The sequence below is a fragment of the Marinobacter fonticola genome (genome assembly GCF_008122265.1).
In the GTDB taxonomy this organism is placed as follows: Bacteria; Pseudomonadota; Gammaproteobacteria; order Pseudomonadales; family Oleiphilaceae; genus Marinobacter_A; species Marinobacter_A fonticola.
On the sequence record NZ_CP043042.1, the window covers coordinates 1,140,580 to 1,164,621 of the forward strand.

At 57.9% G+C, this 24,042-nt stretch carries 25 protein-coding genes; 12 read left to right on the top strand and 13 right to left on the bottom strand.

Translation table 11 applies throughout. From position 1 onward, the window contains the following. Window positions 1-15: 15 nt before the first annotated feature. Window positions 16-1,416: a deoxyribodipyrimidine photo-lyase gene (phrB, locus tag FXO11_RS05095; RefSeq protein WP_148861884.1), complete on the bottom strand. Its 1,401-nt coding sequence runs from the start codon at window positions 1,414-1,416 to the stop codon at window positions 16-18. Window positions 1,417-1,749: 333 nt separating this feature from the next. Here phrB and FXO11_RS05100 point away from each other — a divergent pair, with 333 nt between their 5' ends. The 5 genes from FXO11_RS05100 to FXO11_RS05120 all read left to right on the top strand — a co-directional run bounded on the left by FXO11_RS05100 (window position 1,750) and on the right by FXO11_RS05120 (window position 6,052). Continuing rightward, window positions 1,750-2,553 carry a hypothetical protein gene (locus tag FXO11_RS05100; RefSeq protein ID WP_148861885.1) on the top strand — a complete coding sequence of 268 codons (804 nt, stop codon included), beginning with the start codon at window positions 1,750-1,752 and terminating at the stop codon, window positions 2,551-2,553. Window positions 2,554-2,574: 21 nt separating this feature from the next. Continuing rightward, window positions 2,575-3,426, top strand: coding sequence for a mechanosensitive ion channel family protein (locus tag FXO11_RS05105; protein WP_202980290.1), 852 nt, complete (start codon window positions 2,575-2,577; stop codon window positions 3,424-3,426). 178 nt (window positions 3,427-3,604) lie between these two features. Beyond that, window positions 3,605-4,084 carry an ATP-dependent zinc protease family protein gene (locus tag FXO11_RS05110; RefSeq protein ID WP_148861886.1) on the top strand — a complete coding sequence of 160 codons (480 nt, stop codon included), beginning with the start codon at window positions 3,605-3,607 and terminating at the stop codon, window positions 4,082-4,084. After that, on the top strand, window positions 4,081-4,986 hold the full coding sequence (gene rimK, locus FXO11_RS05115) for a 30S ribosomal protein S6--L-glutamate ligase (protein ID WP_148861887.1): 906 nt from the start codon (window positions 4,081-4,083) through the stop codon (window positions 4,984-4,986). The genes FXO11_RS05110 and rimK overlap by 4 nt, the downstream gene beginning before the upstream one ends. 1 nt (window position 4,987) lies before the next feature. Further along, a complete protein-coding gene (locus FXO11_RS05120) occupies window positions 4,988-6,052 on the top strand; it encodes a succinylglutamate desuccinylase/aspartoacylase family protein (protein ID WP_148861888.1) in 1,065 nt (354 codons plus the stop codon). A 100-nt stretch (window positions 6,053-6,152) separates the two neighbouring features. Here FXO11_RS05120 and FXO11_RS05125 read toward each other — a convergent pair whose 3' ends face one another. From FXO11_RS05125 to FXO11_RS05135, 3 genes are all read right to left on the bottom strand, one after another. Beyond that, a complete protein-coding gene (locus tag FXO11_RS05125; protein ID WP_148861889.1) occupies window positions 6,153-7,508 on the bottom strand; it encodes a PhoH family protein in 1,356 nt (451 codons plus the stop codon). 104 nt (window positions 7,509-7,612) lie between these two features. Continuing rightward, on the bottom strand, window positions 7,613-8,101 hold the full coding sequence (locus FXO11_RS05130) for a CBS domain-containing protein (protein WP_148861890.1): 489 nt from the start codon (window positions 8,099-8,101) through the stop codon (window positions 7,613-7,615). Window positions 8,102-8,249: 148 nt separating this feature from the next. Further along, entirely contained in the window at window positions 8,250-8,921 is a 672-nt protein-coding gene (locus FXO11_RS05135; protein WP_227546043.1) for an START domain-containing protein, read from the bottom strand. A gap of 306 nt (window positions 8,922-9,227) precedes the next feature. On the opposite strand from FXO11_RS05135, the gene FXO11_RS05140 reads away from it, so the two are divergent. Further along, a complete protein-coding gene (locus FXO11_RS05140; RefSeq protein WP_148861892.1) occupies window positions 9,228-10,223 on the top strand; it encodes a DUF2804 domain-containing protein in 996 nt (331 codons plus the stop codon). A gap of 105 nt (window positions 10,224-10,328) precedes the next feature. On the opposite strand, the gene minE is transcribed toward FXO11_RS05140, so the two are convergent. The 5 genes from minE to FXO11_RS05165 form a co-directional block, all read right to left on the bottom strand. Next, window positions 10,329-10,583 (bottom strand): cell division topological specificity factor MinE, encoded by a 255-nt coding sequence (gene minE, locus FXO11_RS05145; protein ID WP_148861893.1) that lies wholly within the window; start codon window positions 10,581-10,583, stop codon window positions 10,329-10,331. A gap of 6 nt (window positions 10,584-10,589) precedes the next feature. Next, entirely contained in the window at window positions 10,590-11,399 is an 810-nt protein-coding gene (gene minD / locus FXO11_RS05150; RefSeq protein WP_148861894.1) for a septum site-determining protein MinD, read from the bottom strand. A gap of 124 nt (window positions 11,400-11,523) precedes the next feature. Beyond that, complete coding sequence (gene minC, locus FXO11_RS05155) at window positions 11,524-12,297, bottom strand: septum site-determining protein MinC (RefSeq protein WP_148861895.1); 774 nt, start codon at window positions 12,295-12,297, stop codon at window positions 11,524-11,526. Further along, window positions 12,297-12,722 (bottom strand): HopJ type III effector protein, encoded by a 426-nt coding sequence (locus FXO11_RS05160; RefSeq protein ID WP_148864798.1) that lies wholly within the window; start codon window positions 12,720-12,722, stop codon window positions 12,297-12,299. The genes minC and FXO11_RS05160 overlap by 1 nt, the downstream gene beginning before the upstream one ends. Further along, complete coding sequence (locus tag FXO11_RS05165) at window positions 12,722-13,006, bottom strand: DUF1244 domain-containing protein (RefSeq protein WP_148861896.1); 285 nt, start codon at window positions 13,004-13,006, stop codon at window positions 12,722-12,724. Before FXO11_RS05165 ends, FXO11_RS05160 begins: the two co-directional genes overlap by 1 nt. Window positions 13,007-13,221: 215 nt before the next feature. Between FXO11_RS05165 and dinB the strand changes: the two genes are divergently transcribed. Further along, complete coding sequence (dinB, locus tag FXO11_RS05170) at window positions 13,222-14,286, top strand: DNA polymerase IV (protein ID WP_148861897.1); 1,065 nt, start codon at window positions 13,222-13,224, stop codon at window positions 14,284-14,286. Window positions 14,287-14,297: 11 nt separating this feature from the next. Here dinB and FXO11_RS05175 read toward each other — a convergent pair whose 3' ends face one another. Together FXO11_RS05175 and FXO11_RS05180 are read right to left on the bottom strand one after the other, a co-directional pair. Continuing rightward, window positions 14,298-14,858, bottom strand: coding sequence for a phosphatase PAP2 family protein (locus tag FXO11_RS05175; protein ID WP_148861898.1), 561 nt, complete (start codon window positions 14,856-14,858; stop codon window positions 14,298-14,300). Further along, entirely contained in the window at window positions 14,827-16,020 is a 1,194-nt protein-coding gene (locus FXO11_RS05180; RefSeq protein WP_148861899.1) for a glycosyltransferase family 4 protein, read from the bottom strand. The genes FXO11_RS05175 and FXO11_RS05180 overlap by 32 nt, the downstream gene beginning before the upstream one ends. Window positions 16,021-16,279: 259 nt before the next feature. Between FXO11_RS05180 and FXO11_RS05185 the strand changes: the two genes are divergently transcribed. From FXO11_RS05185 to FXO11_RS05205, 5 genes are all read left to right on the top strand, one after another. Next, entirely contained in the window at window positions 16,280-17,317 is a 1,038-nt protein-coding gene (locus FXO11_RS05185) for an NADP(H)-dependent aldo-keto reductase (protein ID WP_148861900.1), read from the top strand. Window positions 17,318-17,319: 2 nt separating this feature from the next. After that, window positions 17,320-18,453, top strand: a complete 1,134-nt coding sequence (locus FXO11_RS05190; RefSeq protein WP_148861901.1) for an alpha/beta fold hydrolase — start codon at window positions 17,320-17,322, stop codon at window positions 18,451-18,453. Window positions 18,454-18,792: 339 nt separating this feature from the next. Continuing rightward, a complete protein-coding gene (locus FXO11_RS05195) occupies window positions 18,793-19,107 on the top strand; it encodes a hypothetical protein (protein WP_148861902.1) in 315 nt (104 codons plus the stop codon). A 220-nt stretch (window positions 19,108-19,327) separates the two neighbouring features. After that, a complete protein-coding gene (locus FXO11_RS05200) occupies window positions 19,328-21,499 on the top strand; it encodes an acetyl-CoA hydrolase/transferase C-terminal domain-containing protein (RefSeq protein ID WP_148861903.1) in 2,172 nt (723 codons plus the stop codon). 108 nt (window positions 21,500-21,607) lie between these two features. Further along, window positions 21,608-22,069, top strand: coding sequence for an FKBP-type peptidyl-prolyl cis-trans isomerase (locus FXO11_RS05205; protein ID WP_148861904.1), 462 nt, complete (start codon window positions 21,608-21,610; stop codon window positions 22,067-22,069). 5 nt (window positions 22,070-22,074) lie between these two features. On the opposite strand, the gene FXO11_RS05210 is transcribed toward FXO11_RS05205, so the two are convergent. Beyond that, the gene (locus FXO11_RS05210; protein WP_148861905.1) at window positions 22,075-22,893 is read right to left on the bottom strand and encodes a lysophospholipid acyltransferase family protein; all 819 of its coding nucleotides are present in this window, start codon (window positions 22,891-22,893) and stop codon (window positions 22,075-22,077) included. After that, a complete protein-coding gene (locus FXO11_RS05215) occupies window positions 22,887-23,663 on the bottom strand; it encodes a GNAT family N-acetyltransferase (RefSeq protein ID WP_148861906.1) in 777 nt (258 codons plus the stop codon). The genes FXO11_RS05210 and FXO11_RS05215 overlap by 7 nt, the downstream gene beginning before the upstream one ends. Window positions 23,664-24,042: the final 379 nt, after the last annotated feature.

Genomic DNA, 24,042 nt, shown 5'->3' on the forward strand with positions numbered 1-24,042 from the left:
CGGTTGACCTTCGGCCTATTTCTTCAGGGCCTGAAAGCGGGCGATAGCCTCCTTGCGACTTTCCTTGAGGTCGACAATAGGGTGGACATAGCCTTTGGGCACGGTGCCGCCGGCAGCCGGGTTGTGGATGCGCTTGTTGTCCAGATCGCGTAACTCGGGCACATAGCGGCGAATGAAATCCCCCTGTGGATCGAAGCGCTCACTCTGGGTCATCGGGTTGAAAACGCGGAAGTAGGGCGCCGCATCGGTCCCCGTCGAGGCGCTCCACTGCCAACCGCCGTTGTTCGAGGCGAGAAAGCCGTCCACCAGGTTTTGCATGAAGTAGGCTTCGCCCAGACGCCAGTCGAGAAACAGATTCTTCGACAGAAACATCGCTGTCACCATCCGTAGGCGATTATGCATCCACCCGGTCTGGTTGAGCTGACGCATGGCGGCGTCCAGCAACGGTACGCCCGTACGTCCGTCTTTCCAGGCTTGCAGGCTATCGCCCGGATCGTTCCAGGTCAGATCTTCCGTTTCGGGCTTGAACGCCCGGTGCATGCTCACCCGTGGATAGTGATAAAGGATATTGACGTAAAAGTCGCGCCAGCAGATTTCATTCAGCCAGGTGCGAATGCCTGTGGCTTCCGGGTTGTCGCGCAGGGCTTCCCGGCCTGCCTGCAAGCATTGCCGCCCGGACAGTATCCCGCTGGCCAGGTAAGGCGACAGCAGGCTGGTGCCGTTCACCGACGGGAAGTCCCGGTCTTCCTTATACCGGTCCGCTCGCTCGTCGAGGAAGTCACTCAGAGCATCGTGGGCCGCATCTTCGCCGGTTCTGACCCACTGCGATGGCGCTTCGGCGAAGGGCGATGGTGTCGACGCCCGCGCCGGTGCTTTGATTTTGGGTCCCTGGGGGGAGGGAATCGCCAGACTTTGCGGATTTGCTTTCTCCACCCAGTCCCACCAACTGCGCGAAAAGGGCGTGAACACCGAATAGGGCTGATCCTGCTGCGTTAGGACCGTGCCCACCGGCGCGACAGTCTGGTCCCGGTACTTGTGCAGGACTACGTTGTGTTTCTCGAGGCGCTGGTAAGCGCTTTTATCCCGCCGGCGTTCGTTGACGCCATACTCCTCATTGATATGGACGGCACTAACCTTGCGTTCCTGAGTCAGCTTCTCCAGGACGTCGAGGCTGTCACTGAATCGATCGGCTTGCAGGATATGCAAGGGCATACCCAGAGTGGCCAGTTTGCGTCCCAGGTCTTCCACGTGATTCAAGACCAGATTGACCCGGGACGGCGACCAATCGTGCGCCTGCCATTGGCCGGGCGTGAGGATAAAGCAGGCTTCCACTGTGTCGTCTTCGCTGCAGGCGGCGACCAGGGCCGGGTTGTCGGCGACACGCAGATCATTGCGGAACCAGATCAGTTGGGGCATGAGGTGTCCTCGATGGGCTGCAGGGTGATTTAGCCGGTTATTCGCTGCAACCGTCGCTTTGGATTATAGTGAAATGAAATTATTGGCTTTTTGCACCGTACCCGATGCGGATTAATGCTTACTTGTGTCTGTGCTGCTTACAGTCTAAATAGTGCTCACAGACGACGGTGCTCACAGACAACGATGCTCACAGACAACAGCGCTTGCAGTCAGCCTGTCGCTCGCACTAAACACAGTACTTACCGGCAACGTAATGCGCTGTATCTTGCAGAGGGCCGGCAGCATCCGGCACTCTTTGTTTTCCATCCCGAAAATAGGCAGTAACAGGAAGTCATGGATCAAGTCCAGGACGAATTTGGCCGTTGGCATCATGCGTATCAACTCGAGTCTGGCCAGACTCAAAAACACGAACTGAGTGAAACCCGCTTCTGGGTTACGTTGCTGGACAGCGAGTGGCAGGTTCGGTGGGAGCGTAACGCAGGAGAAACCGACAAGACTGAATGGTGCCAATCCATCAGTCATGTACTGCCTTCCAGTGAGGTCAATACTATGCGGTTCGTGCGTCCGGACGAGGGCGATACGGTCATGTTCATGCCCGCCCTGGCGGACCGGCCGACGATGATTCGGCCTTACCAGCCCCTGACGATTCCTGCTGGGCGGGAGTGCACGATTTATGTCGCCTCGCTGGTATGGATGCGTATCCTCGTTGGCCATACGCAAACCCAATTGCTGGAGATGCCGCTGGCTGAGCCGTCGTTAACCTGGGTCGGGCGGTCCACCATGGATGGCGACCTGTGTTACACGTCGCCAACGTATGCCCGGTTGGTACTCGATGCCGTACCCAGACGGCCGTGGCGAGCCATCAGTCCGGTTCGGATTTGTAACCGGCGCCCTGAACCATTGTTATTGGAGCGTTTCAGCCTGCCGACGCCGGTGCTGCCGCTGTATCGCAACAGCCGGCGTCAGCTATGGACGCCGAAAGTCACTGTGGTTTGTGAAACCGATATCGCCGAAGCGCGCCTGCGCGTCGCCAGCAAAACGCCGCCGGAAGCCGGTGAATGCGAGATGTTGGCAGCCTCAAGGACGCGCAACGATCGCGGCGTTTTGACCAAAGCACTGGACCGGATTTTCGGCTAATTTAAAAGGGAGTGGCATAGCGTGGATATCTGGCAGGCGTTGGTTGCCGAACTGACGTCGATTAATTGGGGTGCCTGGGTCAGGGTCGTCGCTCTGCTGGCGATCGGCTTTCTGTTGGCATCGTTGGCTGCTCGCAGTCTTAGCGGTTTCCTCCGCAGTCGTTCGTCTCGGCATGTGACGGCGATGTTCCGCCGTTTGGCGTTCTATGCAGTCTTCGTCATTTTCATTATTGCCGCGCTACGGGAAGCCGGATTCGATCCGACCGTGTTGCTGGGGGCGGCGGGTATACTGACCGTAGCCATCGGCTTTGCCTCCCAAACGTCGGCATCCAACATGATTAGCGGGCTGTTTCTGCTTATGGAGAAGCCCTTTGAAATTGGTAACTTCATTGAGGTGGACGGGACCATCGGTGAGGTTATCGGCATCGACATGCTGAGCGTCAAGCTGCGGACCGTCGACAATCTGTATGTACGGATACCCAACGAGACGCTGATCAAGACGCGGGTGATTAATCGCTCGCGGTTTCCGATACGGCGCCTGGATCTGACGATTGGCATTGCTTACCGGGAAGATGTCCGCCGGGTGGAGACACTGCTGCTGGAACTGGCGAAAAACAACAGTTTTTGCCTGGAGGAGCCTAGGCCTTTTGTGCAGATGACCGCATTCGGTCCGTCCTCGGTGGACTTGCAGTTTTCCTACTGGGTGCCGGCCGAGAGGGTATTGGAAGGTCGCAGTGAAATGATGGAAGCCATTAAGACAACGTTTGATCGGGAGAGTATTGAGATTCCGTTCCCACACACCAGTGTCTATGCCGGTAGCCAGTCAGCGCCATTCCAAATAGAGCTGGTTAATGGAAAGGGAACCTCTGATTAAGGTCTATGGGCGATTCTGCAAGCCTTGCCCGAAGGGGCCCGCCCTGAAAGCCGGACTCCGTGTTGCGACTTCTGGAAAGGCCACCAGCCTTCCTGCGAAGTCGCGCCTTGATTCCGGCTTTCAGGGCGGGCCAGAATCGTCAATAGACCATCAGAGGTTCCATAACAGGATGTGACTCATGAGGAAAAATGATACCGCGACTACGGCCAGTAAAAACCTGATTGCGCTGGGCTGGCGTGAATGGCTGGGCTTGCCGGAATTAGGTATTGACCGCATCAAGGCCAAGATCGATACCGGAGCACGCACCTCTTGCCTGCACACCTTTCGGATGGAACCTTACACCCAGGACGACGAGCGTCGGGTGCGCTTTTGGGTCCATCCGTACCAGAACGATATGCACACCGTGGTGGAGTGCGATGCCCCGGTACTCGATGAGCGCATGGTCTCCGACTCCGGGGGCCATCGGGAACAGCGATTGGTGATTGTCACACCGGTGGTCGTTGGCGAGACGCCCTGGAATGTCGAGATGACACTGACCAATCGCGATTCCATGCGATTTCGAATGCTGCTGGGGCGAACGGCTATGGCCGGCCGTGCCCTGGTCCAGCCCGAATATTCTTATCTGGCCGGAGAACCGGCTACAGGGAGCAACACATGAAGATTGCCGTGCTTTCGCGCAACAAGTCGCTCTACTCCACACGACGCCTGGTAGAGGAAGGCCTCAACCGAGGCCATGAAGTGCGCGTAGTGGACTGTCTGCATTGCTACATGAATATCACCTCTGCCAAGCCCGAGATTCACTACCGCCGGGAAGTTCTGGACGACTTCGATGTCGTGATTCCCCGTATCGGCGCTTCGGTCACCTTCTACGGCACCGCCGTGCTGCGTCAGTTCGAAATGATGGGCGTCTTTCCGGTGAACGAGTCCGTGGCCATTAGTCGCTCACGGGACAAGCTGCGTTCGCTGCAGCTGTTGGCACGTAAAGGGGTGGGCATGCCGGTGACCGGCTTCGCCAACAAGCCCGACGACGTGCCCGAGCTGATCCGCATGGTGGGCGGTTCGCCGGTGGTGATTAAATTGCTGCAAGGCACCCAGGGCATCGGCGTGGTGCTGGCGGAAACCCGCAAGGCGGCCGAAAGCGTGATCGAGGCCTTTATGGGTCTAAAAGCGGACATTCTGGTGCAGGAATTCATCAAGGAAGCCGGCGGCGCCGATATCCGCTGCTTTGTCATCGGCGACAAAGTGATTGCCGCCATGAAGCGCCAGGCCGGAGAAGGGGAGTTCCGCTCCAACCTGCACCGGGGCGGCACGGCCTCGTTGGTGCGGATCTCGCCGGAAGAGCGCCGTACTGCCATTGCTGCGGCCAAGGCCATGGGTTTGAATGTCGCCGGCGTGGATTTGCTCCGCTCCAGCCGTGGGCCGCTGGTGATGGAGGTGAATTCGTCGCCCGGTCTTGAAGGTATCGAGACTGCGACCGGAAAGAACATTGCCGGAATGGTCATCGACTGGACCGAGCGGAACCAGAGACCCTGGAAAACCCGTACCAAAGGGAGAGGTTAAGATGGCACGGGCGCCTTATAAAATCGCTGGCGAGGAGATTCCCGCAGGGACCCGGAAAACGGTTGAAGTGCCAGTGGCGAAACTCTACACCCATACGCCGCTGCACATCCCGGTGGAAGTGGTGCATGGCCGCCGGGACGGCCCGGTGCTCCTGGTCTGCGCCGCCATTCACGGCGACGAGATCAATGGCGTTGAAATTATCCGCCGGGTGCTGCGCTATGGCGCTTTGCGCCATCTGCGAGGCACATTGATCGCAGTGCCGATTGTCAACGTCTTCGGTTTCGTTCAGCGTACCCGCTACCTGCCGGACCGGCGTGATCTGAACCGGTGTTTTCCAGGTTCCGAAAGCGGCACTCTGGGTGGACGCATCGCCTATCTGTTCCGCACGCAGATCATGGAAAACGTGACCCACATTATCGATTTGCATACCGGGGCGATCCACCGCTTCAACCTTCCACAGATTCGGGCTGAGCTGAAGAATCCCGAGACAATTCGTATCGCCGAGGCCTTCGGAGCGCCGGTTATCCTCAATGCCAGCTTGCGGGAAGGCACTCTGCGTGAGTATGCGGATTCGCTGGATATTCCGGTCATCACCTACGAGGGCGGCGAGGCGCTACGTTTCGACGATGTGATCATTTCCAGCGGCGTGCGAGGCATTATACGGGTGATGCGGGCGTTGGAAATGCTGCCGCCGAAGGCCTCGCGGATCAAGATTAAGAAGCGGTCCGAGGTGGCGGCGACCTCGACCTGGGTGCGGGCCGATATCGACGGCATCATGCGGCCTATCGTTCGTCTGGGCCAGCGCGTGCGTAAAGGCCAGAAACTGGCGGTGATTGCCGATCCGTTTGGCGAAACCGAAACCGCGTTAACCGCCTCCGTCTCCGGTATCGTCATCGGGATGAACAACTTGCCTCTGGTGAACGAGGGCGAGGCGATCTACCACATCGCCCGTTTCGATGAAATTGCTGAGGCAGAGAAGGCGATGGATTACTTTCGCTCCAAGCTGGATCCGGACGTGACCGAGGCGGTGTTGCCGGTGCATCCGTGGGATGATCAGCAGAAGTGATTTAAGGGATAATCATCGTCCGCAAAGGATGCGCTCAACGAAGCGGGCTGAAAAATAAAGAAGCCGGTCCTCAAGACCGGCTTCTTGCGTTCCGCGACGTTTAAAGATTTGCTTCGGCAAACTCCGCCAATGCCGACCGCGGCACGCCCTGCAGATGGATATGCCCCCCATGGCGGAAGTTCTTGAAACGCTCCGTCATGTAAGTCAACCCGGAACTCAGGCCGCTCAGATAAGGCGTATCGATCTGTGCCAGGTTACCCAGGCAGATCACCTTGGAGCCATTGCCGGCCCGGGTGATGATCGTCTTGATTTGGTGCGGCGTCAGGTTTTGGGACTCGTCGATGATGATCAGGCTGTGCTGGAAGCTGCGCCCGCGAATGTAGTTCAGTGATTTGAAGTGCAGCGGCACCTTGGAGAGGATGTAGTCCACGCTGGCGGTCATGTTCTCGTCGTCTTCGTGGAGAGCCTCCAGGTTGTCGACGATCGCCCCCAGCCAGGGCTCCATCTTCTCCGCCTCAGTGCCAGGCAGGAAGCCGATGTCCTCATCCAGGCCTTGGGTGCTGCGGGTAGCGATGATCCGCTTGTAGTCCTTGCTGGCCACGGTCAGCTCGATACAGGCGGCCAGCGCCAGGATCGTCTTGCCCGAACCCGCAGAGCCGGTGAGGTTTACCAGATGTACGTCCGGGTCCATTAGTAGGTTGAGGGCGATGCCCTGATAGATATCCCGGGGGGTCAGGCCCCAGACTTCCTTGTTCATCAGGTCCTGCTGGTGAAGGTCCTGCAATACCAGTTGGTCTTCCTCGATGTCCACCACCTTGCCGACGAACCCCTGCTCGTCGATGACGAACTCGTTGATATTGAGCTTTGCCAGTTCCCCTTCGCGTTTAAGAATGTGCTCAGTCACGCCTTCGCGCTGGATGGTTTCTACCTTCGCGATGTTATCCCAGAACGAGTTGGGAAATTCCCGGTAGCCCTTGGGGAGCAGATCAATATCGTCCAGTAACTGATCGTTGTGGTAGTCCTGGGCTTCGACGCCAAAACCCCGCGCCTTCAGGCGCATGTTGATATCCTTGCTGACCAGGAGAATGTCCCGGTCGGCGTGCCGTGCCTGCAGCGCTGCTAGCGTATTAATGATCTTGTTGTCGTTCAGATGCTCCGGCAGGGAGTGGCTGCCGGTGTGCTCGGCGCTCATCAGAATCGACAGGGTGCCCAGTGGAGCCGCCTTTCGGGCCCGCACGATAGGCACGCCGCGCTCTATATCCTTCGGACTGGCGTCGCCCAACAATTTGTCGATGTTGCGAATGGCCTGGCGGCAGTCTGCAGCCACCGCCTGCTTGCCGGATTTAAGGCTATCCAATTCCTCCAGAACGGTCATGGGGATAATGACATCGTGTTCTTCGAAGTTGAGCAGGGCGTTGGGGTCGTGAATCAGGACGTTGGTGTCGAGGACGTACATCTTTTTCCGCTCTTGCGGTTCTGAGGGCATAGGGCTCGATACCTCGCAGTGGGCGTTTTGATCGATCTCCGTGCTCGGCGTTCCGTCGCGCGTGGCTGTCTCGGTCATGTCAGGCAGCGGCGGGCCAAGTCGTTGTTGGAGATCAGTTTCAGCATGTCATAGGTGGTGATGATGCCGGTTATTTCTCCTTCGTGGGTGACGAAAATTCGGTGCAGGTGTTCTTCCATCATGAGGTCGGCGATGTCCCGCACCGGGGTATCTTCGGTGACAGAAACAACAATGGGGGTCATGATGTCGCGGACTTCCACCGGCAGCTTGCTCATTTCCTCGAAGATAAACATGCGCAGGCGGCGTGCTTCTTTCTGTTCTTCGGGAGTTAACTGCCGTTCGGCATCGGAGGGCCGCGATGAAGACCAGCGGAATTCGGCAACGTCCTTTAACGTGGCGATACCGATGATGCGGCCTTCGGAGTCGCTCACAGGGCTGCCGGTGATCTCGTGATCGGTGAGGAACCGGGTGAACTGGTCCATCGTCCAGGACTGGGGTACGGCTTTAACGCTGGGTGTCATGATCTCGCGTGCGAGAACCGTCATTCTAGCTTTCCTGCTCTGACGCCAGGTTTGTTGTGTGCCGACAGGCGCTTATTTTGAAGGACCTTTTAGCCCCCGTCGTTTCGCAATTCTGCACCTGCATTCCCGACGCGTTTATCGAGAATTCTTACATCAGAGCTTATACGCTCTTTTATTCGACGTCACCCTCCGATTTAACCACATCAACCAATGCGCCGGATGGATTAAATACGAGGTTGTAGTCAGCGTAGCGGGGCTTTTGCGCGATGGATTCCAGGTTGCGTATGGACTTTAGAGGGATATCGACGACCAGCGAATTGACCAGCCAGCTTGGAATAGCCCCGTTGGGCTCGGTGTGTTGGATCCAGGTCAGACGGGTCTGGTCAGCGTTAAGGGGCTCGAAACGGTAGAGGGTATCGGATTTATCGACGCGTACGTAATCGTCCTTCTCGTCGCGGGCATTGGGGATCGCGTTCAGTGCCATAACGATAACGCCGGACGCCTTATTCCCCTGGGTCTGTATACGTATCACGTAGTCACGGTCCTGCACGGGCCATGGCATGTCATTGACCGAATACGCATAGCGATCATGGAAGTCGCCGTCGCCGAAGGCCTTGGAAATAACGCAGTTGTGTACCCACTCGGTGCAGGACTCGGGATCGATCATCACCGCCATAAGTCGCGATACGGAGACATCCAGCTCGGCAACGGCTTTGAAGGCCTCGAAATCCGAGCCTGACAGCGGCGTGGTGTAGATGCGGATACCGTCGCTTTCCTTACGCAGCTCCCAATCGGCGCCGTCGTCGGGGAGGCTGCCGGCAAAGGCGAGAGTAAGGGGGAACAACAAGGTCGCCGGAAACAACCAAAAATGTCTACAGTTCAACAGTCTCAAGGCTTTGTCCTTCTCTGACTTCTTGGCTGGCGATACGCTGCAGGGCGGCATCCGTGCAGGGCGAATGCGTTCGGCAGTCTAGCATGGGCCTGAAGACCGGAAATGATACCTGCGCGGCAGTTTTGGGGATCGTTTCGAGCGCTCTCGGTTTGGCCCGATTGGACAATTTAGCGGCCTGGAAAACCCAAAGCGGCTGGCACACGGTCAAAATGAAACGAATGGTCGCCTCCCGATAACTAGAACAAGGACAACAAATCCGTGGAACTCATCGGCGAAAACGGCCAGCCCCAATACGGCGAATTCAATCAACCCATAACTCACATCAACTACCGGGATTTCGACCTGCGCTCCGTCATGGACCGGCCCCGGCCGCGCTGGGCCAGGTATTGGGCTTTCAATCAGTTCCAATTCGTCAGCGTACAGGGGGCGGACTGGCTGATGGGGCTGGCGGTGGTAGACCTGAAACTGGTCAGCAACGCGTTTATTTACATCCATGACTTTCGCACAGGTGAGACTCGGGAGAAGCGTTGGCTCAACCCCCTGGCAATAGGCTGTCATCTCGATCCGTTTCCTGAAAAAGGCACCTGCCGCTTCAAACGCGGGGGAACGGAAATCCTGATCGAAGGCGAGGGCGATAACCGCCGGGTATCCGTTCTTGGGGAAGGAATCGATCTCGACCTGCAACTCAGCGACGATAGGCATCCGCTGCGTCTATGCAGTCGTGCGGGCTACGCCGGTTGGGTCTTTACCCGAAAATCAGCCGGTCTGCCGGTTGGTGGGCGGCTGCGCTGGGGCGAAAAAACCTACACGATCGATGGCGACCTGCGGGGCACCGTTGACTGGAGCTGCGGCTTCATGCGCCGGGAAACGGCATGGAACTGGGCTTGCTTGGCTGGGGTGACCGACAGCGGGCGTACCGTGGGGCTGAATCTTGCCGCCGGTGTCAACGAAACCGGCGTGACGGAAAATGCGCTGTGGATCGACGGAATACGGATCAAGCTTGACCTCGCCCGTTTCGCATTTGACCGGTATGAGCCGGGCTCGTCCTGGCGGGTGACGACATCCGATGGGCGCGTCGACTTGCGCTTTCAGCCCGAAGGTGTTCGGCGGGAACGGATCAATGCGGTTCTTTTGGCTTCGAACTTCAGGCAGTTCGCCGGCACTTTTAACGGCACGGTAACGGACAACGACGGGGCAACCCTGAAAATAGAGAACATGCGAGGTTTGATAGAGGATCACTTTGCCCGTTGGTAGCAAGACCCGGCAGACTTACGGCAAAGAGCACCTGCCGGGTGCGAGGGAGCCTCTGAACGCCTTATTCTCTCCGGCGCTCAGACTAGGCTCCCAAGCGTCCGGGATTCAGTGGTGTTCAGGCAGGGTTACATTGAGCTCAAGCACCGAACAATCGTCGTTCCGGTCCAGCTCGACCTGCACCATGTCATCATCGATCTGGACATATTTACGTATCACAGCGACCAGTTCCTGCTGGAGCTGTGGCAGATAATCGGGCTGGTCACGCCTGCCACGTTCATGAGCCACGATGATCTGCAGTCGCTCCTTGGCCATGTTCGCCGTGTTCTTCTTCTTACTCTTAAAGTAATCGAGAAAACTCATGCGGCGTCACCCCTTGAACATGCGTGAGAAAAATCCCTTCTTTTCCGACGTCAAGAAGCGATGTTCACGTTCCTCGCCCAGCAGTCGGCCGACGGCATCTTCATAGGCCTGGCCGGCGTCGCTGTCGTCTTCCAGGATAACCGGCAGCCCCTGGTTGGAGGCATTGAGAACGATCTGGGATTCCGGAATGACACCCAGCAGCGGAATCGCCAGGATTTCCTCGACATCGCTGACTGAGAGCATTTCGCCTCTCTCGACGCGGCCCGGATTGTACCGGGTCAGCAGCAGATGCTCTTTGACCGGATCCAGACCCATTTCCGCGCGCCGGGATTTACTTTGCAAAATGCCCAGGATGCGGTCGGAGTCCCGTACCGAGGATACTTCCGGGTTGGTGACGACCACCGCCTCGTCGGCATAATAGAGCGCCATCAACGCGCCGTGCTCGATGCCTGCAGGCGAATCGCACACGATGTAGTCGAAGGTTTCGGACAGCTTGTTCAGCACCTTCTCCACACCTTCCTGGGTCAGGGCTTCTTTTTCCCGCGTTTGTGAAGCCGGGAGGATATAGAGGGTATCGACCCGCTTGTCCTTGATGAGTGCCTGGTTCAGCGTGGCTTCGCCCTGAATTACGTTGACGAAGTCGTACACGACCCGGCGCTCGCAATTCATGATCAAGTCCAGATTGCGCAGACCCACGTCGAAGTCGATGACCACGGTCTTGTTGCCGCGACGGGCCAGGCCGGTGCTGATCGAGGCGCTGGTTGTGGTCTTGCCCACACCACCTTTACCTGAGGTAACGACAATGATTCTAGCCAAGGTTGCAGTCCTGTTTGCTGAAAATTGAAAGAGATGACTATCCCGTAAAATGTCCGCCCTGTCGTCATTGCAGGGTCTTTCGCTCAGGGCATCCACTTCTAACGTGCTGGATGCGCTGTATTTTTTATGTTTTATCGAGCGGTGTTGCCACCAGCAGGTCGCCCTTGAGCTGGAGTTGCACCGCCTTTTTCCAGCCGTGCTCCTGCAGATCTTCCGAAATTTTATAGTGTCCCGCAATCGACACAAGCTCTGCTTCGAGTGACTGGCAAAAAACCCGGGCGTCAGCCGAGCCGTGGACGCCGGCAAGGGCACGTCCGCGCAAGGGGCCATAGACATGGATGTTGCCAGCGGCCAGCACCTCGGAGCCCGCTTGGACGGGCGCAAGAATAATCAGGTCACCCTCGGGCGCATAGACCTGCTGCCCGGAGCGCACCGGTTGCGTCACGATCCGGGCCGCAGCCGGCGTTGGACTTGCCGAAGCCGGTTCCGCTTCTGCCGGCGCTGCGGATTGTTCCGGCTGGGAATCGGGCTTTGCCTCCGCCTGAGGTGCGGGTGCTTCGCGCTGAGCCGTCGCCGGTAGCAGTGCGAGGGCAGCGTTACGGGCCAGGCGGCGCTGATCCTCATCGCCGCCACGTACGGCGATTACGTGAATATTGTGGCGCCGGCAAATACCAATCAATTGGAAGAAGTCCAGCTCGGTCGTGGGGCCTTCGTACTTCTCCAGGCTGACCACCAGCGGGATATCGCGGAAAAAGCCCGGCGCCTGGCGAATCTTATCGCGTAACGTCTCCTCGAAAGCGGCAGTATCGAAGAAATGCAGTTCCAGGGCGGTTAGCGAAACATTGGCTCCCTTGAGCTGAAAGCAGTGACTGGTCTGCATCGCGTCAGCTTCCGGCATCAGCGTTGTTCTCCATGATTGGGTGATAGTCGTGTATCGGTTGCTTCTGACGCGCTATCGGAATCCGTAACAGGAAGCGACCGGCATATCAGGGGGCGGTCATCGAAGCGTACGCCGGACCAGCCGGTGCTCATGAATTGTCGGATGTTGGCATGACTTGAGCCAGCGGGGTCGTCAATTACGGTATGGTAATGACGCCCGAAGCAACTCAGTGTCTGTTGTTCGCTGAGACCGGCCAGGTGCCCCAAGGCAAAGATACGGCAGGAGGCCGTATTGGCGTCCGGCGTATTGACGAGCGGGCCGTTCTGGAAAGCTGTTGGCGAGACCTCGAAGAAACGGTCGATCAGCGCCAGCGTGTCCTCGAAATCGGAGCGCCCCGCGTCCAACGCTGCAAGGTGAATGCGCAGCGCCTCCTGGAAGCCCATCACGACGATGGCTTGTCGGCGGATTGCTTGGCACCGGTCTGGTGCTTTGCCTTCCACTCGTCGTAGGGCATACCGTAAATACGTTCCCGGGCCTCGGCGTCGGAAATGGCGTGGCCCCGCTCTTCCGCTTCAGCCCGGTACCATTTCGACAGGCAATTGCGGCAGAACCCGGCGAGGTTCATCAGATCGATGTTCTGAACCTCGGCATGTTCGCGCAAGTGATTGACGAGCCGGCGAAAAGCAGCCGCTTCTATTTCTGTGGTATCCGCTTGCGGTTCAACCATGGTGGAAAGGCCTCCTATTCCTGAATCCTGACATTCTCGGCATGTGGCTGTAAGATACAAGTCTGTATAAATGTACAGGTGAGATAACAAGCTTTTGCGAATGCACCGGTATGGTAGCGAGTCTATGTGAATGTACCGGCGGTAGTGGGATGTACAGGAACAGTAGGCGGGATGTACAGGCGTGATAGATAAAAAGGCAAGCGGGTAGCCGGGCGATGGCCGAGCGAAAAATTATTCATCTGGATTGCGACTGCTTTTACGCCGCAGTGGAAATGCGCGACGATCCATCGTTGCGTCAAGTGCCCCTAGCCGTGGGTGGCGCCGGACCGCGAGGGGTGGTGGCCACCTGCAATTATTTGGCGCGGGAATACGGCGTGCGCTCGGCCATGCCCGGTGCCGAGGCGCGGCGCCGGTGCCCGGACCTGGTGACCGTGCCCGTCGATATGCATCGCTACCGGCGCGTCTCGCGCCAGGTCATGGCAATATTCAGAGAACTCACCGATCAACTGGAACCGTTGTCCCTGGACGAGGCCTTCCTCGACGTCACCGGCGTCGAAGCCCATCAGGGCAGCGCAACGCTGATGGCGCGCTACTTGCGTCAACGGGTGCACGATGAGGTGGGTATCACGGTGTCCGCCGGTGCCGCGCCCAACAAATTTCTCGCCAAAATCGCTAGCGATTGGCAGAAGCCTGACGGCCTTTTTGTCATCCGTCCTGAGGATATCGACGATTTCGTTAAGACTTTACCGGTCGAAAAGCTATTCGGTGTCGGTAAGGTGACTGCCGGAAAGCTGCACGCTATGAGCGCAACTCAGTGCGGCGAACTGCAGCGGTTTACTCTCGATCAGCTTGTTGAGCGCTTCGGCCGCCATGGGGCTCGGCTCTATCACATGGCCCGGGGGGAGGATAACCGGCCGGTGGTTGTGACCCGCATTGCCAAATCCGTGTCCGTGGAGCGGACATTTTCACAGGATTTACCGAACCGGGACGCCTGTTATCGAGTGATGGAAGCTCTGGTCGAGGATCTGGAACGGCGCCTGGAGCGTAAGGCAGACCGCAAGCCCATTCATAAACTGTTCGTGAAGATTCGCTACAGCGACTTTTCCACCCACACCCTGGAGCGGATCAGGGACAATATCGCTGTGCCGGGGGCGGAGGATTTTCAGCCGCTGGTCGAGGCTCTTTATACCGATGCGAGTCGCCCGGTGCGGTTATTGGGGTTGGGAGTTCGCTTTCGGGAAGAGGATGCTCCAACGCAACAGCTGCGCCTGTTCGAGTGACGGGCGCCCGGTTAGACCAGCGGCATGAAGCTCGGTAGCGCATAGCTCGCCACCATACCCATGCTGCCACCTATCAGCGCACCCGCGACGACATCGCTGGGGTAATGCAGGCCCAGTACCACGCGGGAGATCGCCACGCTCACCGTGAACGGCAGCACGACCAGCGCCAGCTCCGGCGCGGTAAACGCCAATAGGCTATTGAAACACACGGCATGCAATGTGTGGCCGGAGGGAAAGCTGTATTGGTCCAGTGGCGGCGTGGCGCAATGAATGTCGGGGAAAGAGATGAAGGGCCGTTCACGAATCAGCGTTTTCTTCAGACCTTTGTAGGTGAGGGTGCATACGAGTCCGGTTGCTGCCATCAGAAGTGCCAAAGCGAGGCCCGCTTCAGGGTGCAGGATGGGCATCGCCAGGATCAACGCATACCAGAACCAGCCGTCGCCGAGCCGGCTCACGACCCGGAAATAGGGCAGCACGAAGCGGTAACGCAGATAGCCGTTGATTATCTGACACAGCAGGAATTCTCGCTGATCGGCCCGTTCAAAGAATCGAGACGCTTTGCTTGGGGGCATGACGGGTCTCCCTGTAGTGAAGGTTGAAGACGATGTTCTCGAATTGCTCGATCAGGCTCGGCCAATGGATGTCCAAGGCATCCAGGCGCGCTTGACTGCGCAAATGACTCACCAGCGAAGGCTGATCTGCCAAACGTAAGCTGGCGTCGACAAAGGCGCCGTGATCGTCCAGGGGAACCTTAATGCCGTTCGCCTCGCTGCGCACGTGCTCGCTGGCGGCACCGTCGTCAAAGGCGACCACGGCTAAGCCGCTGGCCATGGCTTCGGTTACCACGTTGCCGAAGGTTTCGGTTTTGCTGGGGAACAGGAATAGGTCCGCAGACGCATAATGCCGGGCCAGATCTTCGCCGCATTGCATGCCGCAGAACACATAGTCTCCGTGCCGCTCCTGCAGTTTTTTGCTCATCGGACCGTCCCCCACCAGAATGAAGCGGGCGCGAGGGTGAATATGGCGTAACCGTTCGAACGCGGTGACCGCCAGCTGCAGGTTTTTTTCCGCCGCCAGACGCCCGACGTAGATCACGGCCAGATCGCGCTCGCCGACACCCCAGCTTTTGCGCAGTGCGGGGTCCCGTTTGCTGGGCGTGAAGCGGTCACAGTCCACGCCGCGGCTCCACACGGAAACCGGTCGGATGCCCAGGCCATTCAGTCGGTTCTGCATCCGGCGGGTGGGCACCAGGGTCAACTGTGTCCGGTTGTGGAACCAGCGTAGATAGCTGACGATCATACGCTCAAGAAAGCCATACCCATAGTGGCGACTGTAGCTGTGAAAATTGGTGTGAAAGCCGGAGCAAACGGGAATCTGCAGCTTGCGGGCAGCGTTCAGGGCCACCAAGCCTAAAGGACCTTCGGTGGCCACGTAAACGATATCCGGCCGGTTTTTCTTCCAGGCCTTGATCAACCTGCGGGGGCGAGCCAGGCCAAACTGCAGGTCGGCGTAGCCGGGAATCGGGAAGCCCGGAACAGCGACAACCGATTCGGCGAGGTTTTGTGCCGCGTCGTTCGTCGCAACAGCCTTTCGCTGGCCTGGTCGAACCACCGATAGACGATGCCCGCGCTGGCGCAATCCCTCGCACAGCTTGCCAAGGGTGTTGGCCACTCCGTTGATTTCCGGAGGGAAGGTCTCGGTGACGATGGCAATGTGCCGTTGGCGCTGACTCAAGTGTTCTCCGTCATGGCATCGACTCGGGCAAGCTGGATGGCTCCGGCTATTGCGGTTAATCTTGGCTGCCTGCGAGTCAGGTTTAGCTCGGGGGCTCGAAGGCCCTGCGATGTCGGAAATTCGCGGGTTTTCGGCACCTACACTCGCACTATGGAAATGCCAGATGACAGATAGGCGACAGCGCCGTGACAATCCGTTGAACAATGCACCGAATTTGACCGGCCACCCGTTGTGATCGATTCCGACAAGTGAGGTAACGATGCAGAAGCAAAAATTGGGGCAAACCGACCTTGAGGTCAGCTTGATCTGCCTGGGCACCATGACCTGGGGCGAGCAAAATTCCGAGGCCGACGCGTTTGAGCAATTGGACTACGCCGTCAGCGCCGGTATTAACTTCATCGACGCTGCTGAAATGTATCCGGTGCCTCCGCGTGCCGAGACCCAGGGGGCCACCGAAACCTGTCTGGGCAACTGGCTCAAGCGCCGCGGCCGCCGGGACGACTTGGTGATTGCGTCAAAGGTAGCGGGGCCGGGCAATGGTTTGGACTACCTGCGCGGCGGACCGCGACTGACTCGCAAGCACATCCACGAGGCGGTGGACGCCAGTCTGGATCGTTTGAAAACCGATTACATCGACCTCTACCAGGTTCACTGGCCCGACCGCAGCACCAACTTTTTCGGCCAGTTGGGCTACCGGCACAATCCGGACGAGATGGCGACGCCAATCGAAGACACGCTTGAAGCGCTTTCAGAGCTGGTCGATGCCGGCAAGGTGCGCCATGTGGGGCTTTCCAACGAGACGCCCTGGGGCACGATGCGCTACCTGCAGCTGGCGAAGGAGCGCGGCTGGCCACGAGTGGCGAGCATCCAGAATCCGTATAATCTTTTGAACCGAACCTTCGAGGTCGGGTTAGGGGAAATCGCCCACCGGGAGCAGACCGGACTTTTGGCCTATTCGCCTCTGGCCTTTGGCGTGCTGAGCGGCAAGTATCTTGGGGGCAAGCGTCCGGCAGGTGCCCGTTTGACGCTATTCGAGCGTTTCCAGCGGTATAACAGCCAACAGGTGGAGGCGGCGACCCAGGCCTACGCGGACCTGGCAGCCCAGCACGGCCTGTCGTTGACGCATTTGGCCTTGGCTTATGTGAATAGCCGCAGCTTCCTGACCAGCAACATCATTGGAGCGACCACCATGGATCAACTGCGTGAGAATATCGACTCTGCCCAGGTGACCCTGACCGACGAGGTTCTGAAGGGCATCGAGGCGATTCACCAGAAGTTCACCTACCCCGCACCGTAACCATGAGCCGACGCCGTAAAAGCAGTCTTGCCGGTAAGCTCTTCTCCGCCGCGGCACACGCGGTGGAACGGCGCCTGTTCTCCGAGAACTTCAACGTATCCAATCGCACGCCGTTCGCGACCATTTATGTCGATGGCATCATGAGCGTACGGCATTATCATCCGCTGGATATGGATGAGATCTTGATCGGTAACGAGCCGATGTCGGTCGCGCCGGAGCGATACCGCGTGCCCGTGGTTTTGGTGCCGCCGCTAGCCGCCACCTCGATGATCTTCGATTTGCTGCCCCAGCGCTCGGTCGTGCGTTATCTTCTGGCCCGGGGGTTCGATGTCTACTTGATCGACTGGGGAGAGGTCACGGCGGACCACAGCAATCTATCTCTGGAAACCTACGTTCTGGACTGGATGCCCGCAGCCTTGAACAGAGTACGTCAGCATAGCGGCGTGCCGGACGTATCGATCTTTGCCTACTGCATGGGCGGCCTGCTGGCGTTGATGTATGCCGCCGCATCCCAGGATCGGCATATCCGCAATATGGTCACCGTTGCCAGCCCGGTGGACATGCATCAGATGGGGATCGCTGGCGGCGTTCTATCGGCGATTTACCGTCCGGCCCAGATCGTCTCCAGCGTGCTCAATATTTCGCTGCTGGATTTACCGGCGCGCTATTTCCATATTCCGGGCTGGATGAATTCGCTGGCCTTTAAATTGACCAATCCCGTTGGTAGCCTAGTCAACTCGCTGGAATTGCTGGTCAATCTCTGGGACCGAGAGTACGTGAAGGTACACAGCACCATGCAAAAATGGTTCGACGATATGGTCGACTATCCCGGCGAAACCATAAAGGGCATGGTGGTGCATATGGCGTTGAACAACGGTATGGCGCGTGGACGGTTGCGGCTGGGCGGTGAGAAAACCTCGTTTGACCGGGTCGGCTGCTCCATTTTAGCGTTTGCCGGCGATTCCGACCGTATCGTCAGTATCCCTTCGGCGCATAAGGTGTTGGAGATCGTGACATCCGAGGACAAGGAGTTCTGTGTGGTGCCCGGTGGACACGCTGGCGTTTTCGCTGGCGCCAATGCCCCGGAGAATACGTGGCGAATCAGTGCGGACTGGTTGTCCAGCCGCTCGGACTAAGCCGTATCCAAGGGCGCTGACGGGGGTGCTTAACTTAACGCGTCGCCGGCTTGTCGTACGGCAAATTGTCATCCTGCAAAATTACGTTACATACGCTGACTGTTTATTGACAAAATAATGAGCAATAACCGGCGAAAATCCGTCTAAATGAGTGTCTAATCACGTTTTGCAAGCTGCCAATCCGTAGACTAAGGTCTAAGCAGTTTGACTGACTTTCTGACACTTTGACCGCGAGTCAGGCCAGACATAGCCGTTACACGGTTGCGTTAGCCGATAGGTTGTTAGATAGCTTCATAAATCAAACTCTAGTTAACCCTATAAGCGTTTCGAGCGTTGCCGATGATTCTTCGAATTTTCATTATTCTCCTCGCGCTGAATTCACTCGCGTTCGTGGTTAAAGCCGATGCGGCTGAGCGTATAGATATTAGCGAAGAAGAGTTTTCCGATGTTTACGCGTTGCAACACGCGATGTCCGGCGACTTTGAGCGTGACGACGCCGATGCCGTCGCCGAGCTGGGTTCACGTATTTTGCGCTGGCGTATCTCCAGCGCCGAGGACGATGGCCAGCGTTACGCTTACGAAGGTGCCCGGGCGGATCATGGCATCGCATTGATCGAAGATGGCGCCTGTCTCAACCTCAAGTGGAATTTCTGATACTCCGCTGTTTGTTTTTCGCTGTAACCGTCCTCAATTTCCCGCTTTAGACGTTCACCGATTATCTTCTGCCGTTGTTACCTGCTGCCTACCATGTGATTATTTCCTGCCAGACTATGTTCCATTAGTGCACTGTTTGATTAATTCACAGTAAGTCAGCGAATTAACCAAACAGTGCACTAGCGAACGGACTGCTTCCGATTACAAGGAGTGTCACATCATGGCGGATGCCCCAATCGTCCATCCCCAGGTAGAAGCGTGCATCGATGCGATTATCGACCGTGTGGGTCGTGAGATAGTTCTTGGTCTTCCCCTAGGGTTGGGTAAGCCGATCCACATCGTCAATGCCCTCTATCGTCGCGCCCAGCAGGATCGCGAACTCAAGTTGCATATCGTCACGGCCATATCGCCGCTGGCACCCAAAGGGTCGTCGTCGTTGGAAAGCCGTTTTGTCGATAAGTTCGTCCAGCGCACTTACGGCAACATCCCTGAGCTTGCCTACGCTCGCGACGTGAAGGACGGTAAACTGCCGCCCAATGTCCAGGTGTCCGAGTTTTTCTTCCAGGCGGGCAGTTTCCTTAATAATCGCCACCAGCAGCAAAATTACATCTGCACCAATTACACGCATGCCGTACGCGATTTAATGGCGATGGATATCAATGTCGTGGCACAGATGGTGTCGCCCTCAGAAGGCGGTGAAGCCTACAGCTTGAGCTGTAACCCCGATCTGTCATTGGATCTGATTCCCCTGCTGCGAGAACGCGAGGCTGAAGGCCGGGCGGTAGCGATGGTTGGAGAAGCCAATCGCCAGCTGCCGTATTTGGCGAATGATGCTGAAGTACCGGACCACGTGTTTGATTTCGTATACGACGCCAAGGCGAATGACTACCCGTTGTTCCCGGTGCCGCAACAAGCGGTGAGTCCGGCGGACCACCTGATCGGCTTTTACGCCAGCACGCTGATTCGCGATGGCGGCACCCTTCAGGTGGGTATTGGCTCGCTGGGTACGGCCGTCGTGTACTCGACGATCATGCGACACAAGTACAACGAGCAATACCAGCAGGTCTACCGGCATCTGAAGGTCGACGAACGGTTTTCGGTAGCGCGGGACTGGGGCGGCGACCAGCCCTTTGTCAAAGGACTCTACGGCTGTAGCGAAATGATGGTGGACGGCTTTATCCAATTGATGAAGGCCGGCATCCTCACCCGCGAGGTCTATCCGAACGCCGAGCTGCAGACGCTGCTGAATGAAGGCCGGATTAGCGTCGATGTCACGATTGAAACCCTTGATACCCTGCGTGAAGCGGAGCTGATCGATTCACCCCTTAGGGCCCGGGACGTCCACTGGCTTCAGCAGTTGGGGATTATTCGCGATCACGTGGCATTCAAAGGCGGCCGTCTGGTGGTTGAGGACGTGAGTCTGGATCCCAACCTGGACGACGATTCAGCTCGTGAAGGCCTGGCATCGGCAGTTTTGGGCGACCGTCTCAAGGGTGGCACCGTGTTGCATGGCGGCTTCTATCTTGGCCCGGCGGATTTCTACGAGGCGCTACGCTGCCTGACGCCGGAGGAAGAGGCCCGCATTTGCATGACCAGCGTCAATTTCATCAATCACCTGTACGACCACCGCTTCGGAGACCAGAAGCTGAAAACGGTCCAGCGGCAGGAGAGCCGGTTTATCAACTCGGCGATGATGTGCACGTTAGCCGGTGCCGTGGTTTCAGATGGTTTGGACGATGGCCGGGTCGTCAGTGGCGTCGGCGGCCAATACAACTTTGTGGCCATGGCTCATGAACTGCCCCGCGCGCGCTCCATTCTCACCCTGCGTAGTACGCGCCATTCCGGTGGCGAGCTGAGATCGAATATCGTCTTTAACTATGGCCACTGCACCATTCCGCGCCATCTGCGTGACATTGTGATTACCGAGTACGGCATCGCCGATCTGCGCGGCCGCTCGGACAAGGACGTTTATCTTGACCTTATCCGTATCGCCGATTCGCGATTCCAGCCGGAATTGCTGAAACAGGCCCAAAAAGCGGGTAAGGTGCCTGCCTCTTTCAAGCTGCCAGCCTCCTGGCGCTTGAACACCGCTGAGGCCGTGCAAGAGGCGTTGCAGTCCGCAGGAAATACGGAAGCCTTTCCCAAGTTCCCCTTTGGTTGTGAGTTCACCGAGGAGGAGCTTGCCTTGCTCAAGGCCTTGAATGCGCTCAAGTCGGCCACATCATCCCGCAAGGGCAAGCTGCAAACGTTGTGGCGGGCGTTGCGGGAGGAACCGGCGGACGAGGTCTTATCGCCGTACCTCAAGCGCATGGATCTAGCGGCGCCTGACAAGTGGCGGGACCGCATCGATCAGCGGTTACTGATCCATGCGCTTCGAAAGCACAGTCTGTGACGACTGCGACAACAGCAGGTTGTGACATGAGCAGGCGGTGGAATGGATGTCGACGCTCCGGTAGCGTGCACTCGCCGTTCGGGGCATTAACAATCAGGTTGGAGTCACATGCAGCGATCATCGGTTTATACCGTTCACTACCGTCTGAAAAACAAGGTTGGCGAGATTATCGATACGTCCGAAGGGGCCGAGCCCCTGCAGTTCTTATGGGGTGCGGGCAACGTCATCAGAGGGATTGAAGAGGCGGTCAAGGACCGGGGCGTCGGAGACTGCCTGGAAGTGACCATTCCGCCGGAGATGGCCTACGGCGAGTCCAATCCCGAGCTGGTTCGCAAGGTGCCGCGGTCGGCCTTTGCCGACGTGGAAAATCTGAAGCCCGGTATGAAATTCCAGACCAACAGTGGCGAAGAGGCGCAGATCGTCCAGATCGTTGCCATCGATGGCAATCTGGTCAAAGTGGATGCCAATCACCCGCTGGCGGGATTTACGTTGTACTTTGATCTCGAGATTGTCGACAAGCGTCCGGCCACCGACGACGAGCTGGCCGCAGGAAACCCACTGGCATTGTAAACGTTTCAGGTATTGCCCAAAGGTGGATGCGAGGCTGGAAAACCGGGGGCTTTTCCGTTCTCGCCGGGGCCTTGGTGAATATCGCCCAAACCCTTCTGCACGCTCTCTCGAAGCCTCTGGGCGACGGCCTGAAGGTCGTCTTCTGCCGTCATCGCTACCGGCTCATGCAGAATGATATCCACACAGACTGCCGGCTCCCGCAGCACGCGAATCAGGTGTCGCTCGAATGGGTCGTCACCAATGAATGGCGCCAAGTGGTCGGGACGATCGTTCCGCCGGTACCCGATACTGATCGGCTGAATAGGTACCTTGGCGTCGGCCGCTGCAGCGAGTAAGCGGCTGTGGAAGGGTAGAACGGTAATGCCGAGCGTGGTGGTGCCTTCGGGAAAGACCAGCACAGACTGGCCATTGCGCAGCGTGTTGGCGATCTGCTCGCGCGTGGTTCGTGCCTGGCCGCCGCCACGCCGAATGAACAGTGTGCCCGCCTGTTGGGCCAGCCAGCCGATCACGGGCCAGGAACGAACCTCGATCTTGGACAGAAAGCGTAATGGAACCACGCTGCCGAGAATGGGGATGTCGGACCAGGAAATATGGTTGCTCACCAGCAATACCGTGCCCTTAGGTTTGGCTCCCCGGAGGTTGACCTGAAAACCCAGGCACCGACTTGCGAGCCCGAAGCAGAAGCAGGCGAAGGGTGTTCGATCCAGCTTGCGCCGGGTCAGTAGCTCGGTCGCCGAAACGCAGGCCGCCAATAGGGCGCAGCTTAACAGCACCAGGCTGAACAGGACGAGTCGGCTTGTCAGTCTCAATGGTCGGATTAGCATGAGCTGGTCTCGGTTGCCGGTGGCATAAAGTGGCGACTGTAGCGGCTGGCCAGTTTTTTAACTTCCAGCAGTACCAGCAAATCGGCGCATCGAAATTCCGGGTCCCAGCACGGTTCGCCACACACCCTGGCACCTAGCCGCATATAGGCGCGGATCAGAGGCGGAATGTCCGGGTTTTGGCCATTTTCGGTCGCGTTGGTCAGATGCGGCAGGGCTCGACGCGGGCTGACGCGTTGAGCCTTGTTGGTCATATACCGCTGCTGCAGCTGTTGGGTGATGCGCCAGGCTTTGTGACCGCCATCGGCCATGCTGATGCTGGCACAGCCAATCAGGTAATCGACGTTTTCGAGCACAAGGTATTCAGCGACTGAGGCCCACAGTAGGCTTATGGTGGCGCCGGCCCGGTAGTCCGAATGTACACAGGTACGGCCGAGTTCCGCGAGCTGGCCGGGCAACTGATAGAGGCTGCTCAGGTCGAACTCCCCCTCGGAGTAGAAGCCACCCGCCTTCTCGGCGTCGCGCTGGTGCAACACCCTTGAGGTGGCGACGAGTTGGCCTGTCTGGATGTCGGTCACGACCAAGTGGTCGCAGTGGGCATCGTAGTCGTCCTGGTCGATACCCGGGGTGGTGGCCCCCAGGTCCGAGTCGTACTCCTCGGAGAAGATGCGGTAACGCAACCGCTGCGCCGCTTCCAGGGTTGCGGGGTCGCGCGTGATGGAGGCCTTGAGTCGACGAGCGGGGCTGGCTGAACGGGCGTGTTCTGCTGACATGACAGATTTCTCTTAGTGACCGTTTCCCGTCGAGCCTATGAAGCATGGATGTCAGTTGAATGAACAAAGAATGACGTGCCTGTGACAACGAATGCCGGGGGAATCAGAAATTTGGACCGTGTCACGTCTTGTTACTGTGGCGCCTTTCCATGTATTTTTCTGAACAGCATGTATAATTGCTGTTACATGGCGTAGCCTGGGGTCGAGGTGCTATCTTGATCAGAAGTGCTATCTTGATCAGAGAGTTATGAAGAGTTTTGAAAAACTCGTCTATACGATCGGGGGTGCTGACCAAATTGGAACGCCTTAATGACTGGACCGGCGATGGTCGATCGTTGATCGGTAATCGGAAGAGAGGCCGGCAGGTCGGAAAGTATGC

Bases quoted from the DNA above. Each gene is read 5' to 3' on its own strand.
- phrB (WP_148861884.1), bottom strand. From the start codon at position 1,416: ATGCCCCAACTGATCTGGTTCCGCAATGATCTGCGTGTCGCCGACAAC.
- FXO11_RS05100 (WP_148861885.1), top strand. From the start codon at position 1,750: ATGGATCAAGTCCAGGACGAATTTGGCCGTTGGCATCATGCGTATCAA.
- FXO11_RS05110 (WP_148861886.1), top strand. From the start codon at position 3,605: ATGAGGAAAAATGATACCGCGACTACGGCCAGTAAAAACCTGATTGCG.
- rimK (WP_148861887.1), top strand. From the start codon at position 4,081: ATGAAGATTGCCGTGCTTTCGCGCAACAAGTCGCTCTACTCCACACGA.
- FXO11_RS05120 (WP_148861888.1), top strand. From the start codon at position 4,988: ATGGCACGGGCGCCTTATAAAATCGCTGGCGAGGAGATTCCCGCAGGG.
- FXO11_RS05125 (WP_148861889.1), bottom strand. From the start codon at position 7,508: ATGTACGTCCTCGACACCAACGTCCTGATTCACGACCCCAACGCCCTG.
- FXO11_RS05130 (WP_148861890.1), bottom strand. From the start codon at position 8,101: ATGACGGTTCTCGCACGCGAGATCATGACACCCAGCGTTAAAGCCGTA.
- minE (WP_148861893.1), bottom strand. From the start codon at position 10,583: ATGAGTTTTCTCGATTACTTTAAGAGTAAGAAGAAGAACACGGCGAAC.
- minC (WP_148861895.1), bottom strand. From the start codon at position 12,297: ATGCCGGAAGCTGACGCGATGCAGACCAGTCACTGCTTTCAGCTCAAG.
- FXO11_RS05160 (WP_148864798.1), bottom strand. From the start codon at position 12,722: ATGGGCTTCCAGGAGGCGCTGCGCATTCACCTTGCAGCGTTGGACGCG.
- FXO11_RS05165 (WP_148861896.1), bottom strand. From the start codon at position 13,006: ATGGTTGAACCGCAAGCGGATACCACAGAAATAGAAGCGGCTGCTTTT.
- dinB (WP_148861897.1), top strand. From the start codon at position 13,222: ATGGCCGAGCGAAAAATTATTCATCTGGATTGCGACTGCTTTTACGCC.
- FXO11_RS05175 (WP_148861898.1), bottom strand. From the start codon at position 14,858: ATGCCCCCAAGCAAAGCGTCTCGATTCTTTGAACGGGCCGATCAGCGA.
- FXO11_RS05185 (WP_148861900.1), top strand. From the start codon at position 16,280: ATGCAGAAGCAAAAATTGGGGCAAACCGACCTTGAGGTCAGCTTGATC.
- FXO11_RS05190 (WP_148861901.1), top strand. From the start codon at position 17,320: ATGAGCCGACGCCGTAAAAGCAGTCTTGCCGGTAAGCTCTTCTCCGCC.
- FXO11_RS05195 (WP_148861902.1), top strand. From the start codon at position 18,793: ATGATTCTTCGAATTTTCATTATTCTCCTCGCGCTGAATTCACTCGCG.
- FXO11_RS05200 (WP_148861903.1), top strand. From the start codon at position 19,328: ATGGCGGATGCCCCAATCGTCCATCCCCAGGTAGAAGCGTGCATCGAT.
- FXO11_RS05205 (WP_148861904.1), top strand. From the start codon at position 21,608: ATGCAGCGATCATCGGTTTATACCGTTCACTACCGTCTGAAAAACAAG.
- FXO11_RS05210 (WP_148861905.1), bottom strand. From the start codon at position 22,893: ATGCTAATCCGACCATTGAGACTGACAAGCCGACTCGTCCTGTTCAGC.
- FXO11_RS05215 (WP_148861906.1), bottom strand. From the start codon at position 23,663: ATGTCAGCAGAACACGCCCGTTCAGCCAGCCCCGCTCGTCGACTCAAG.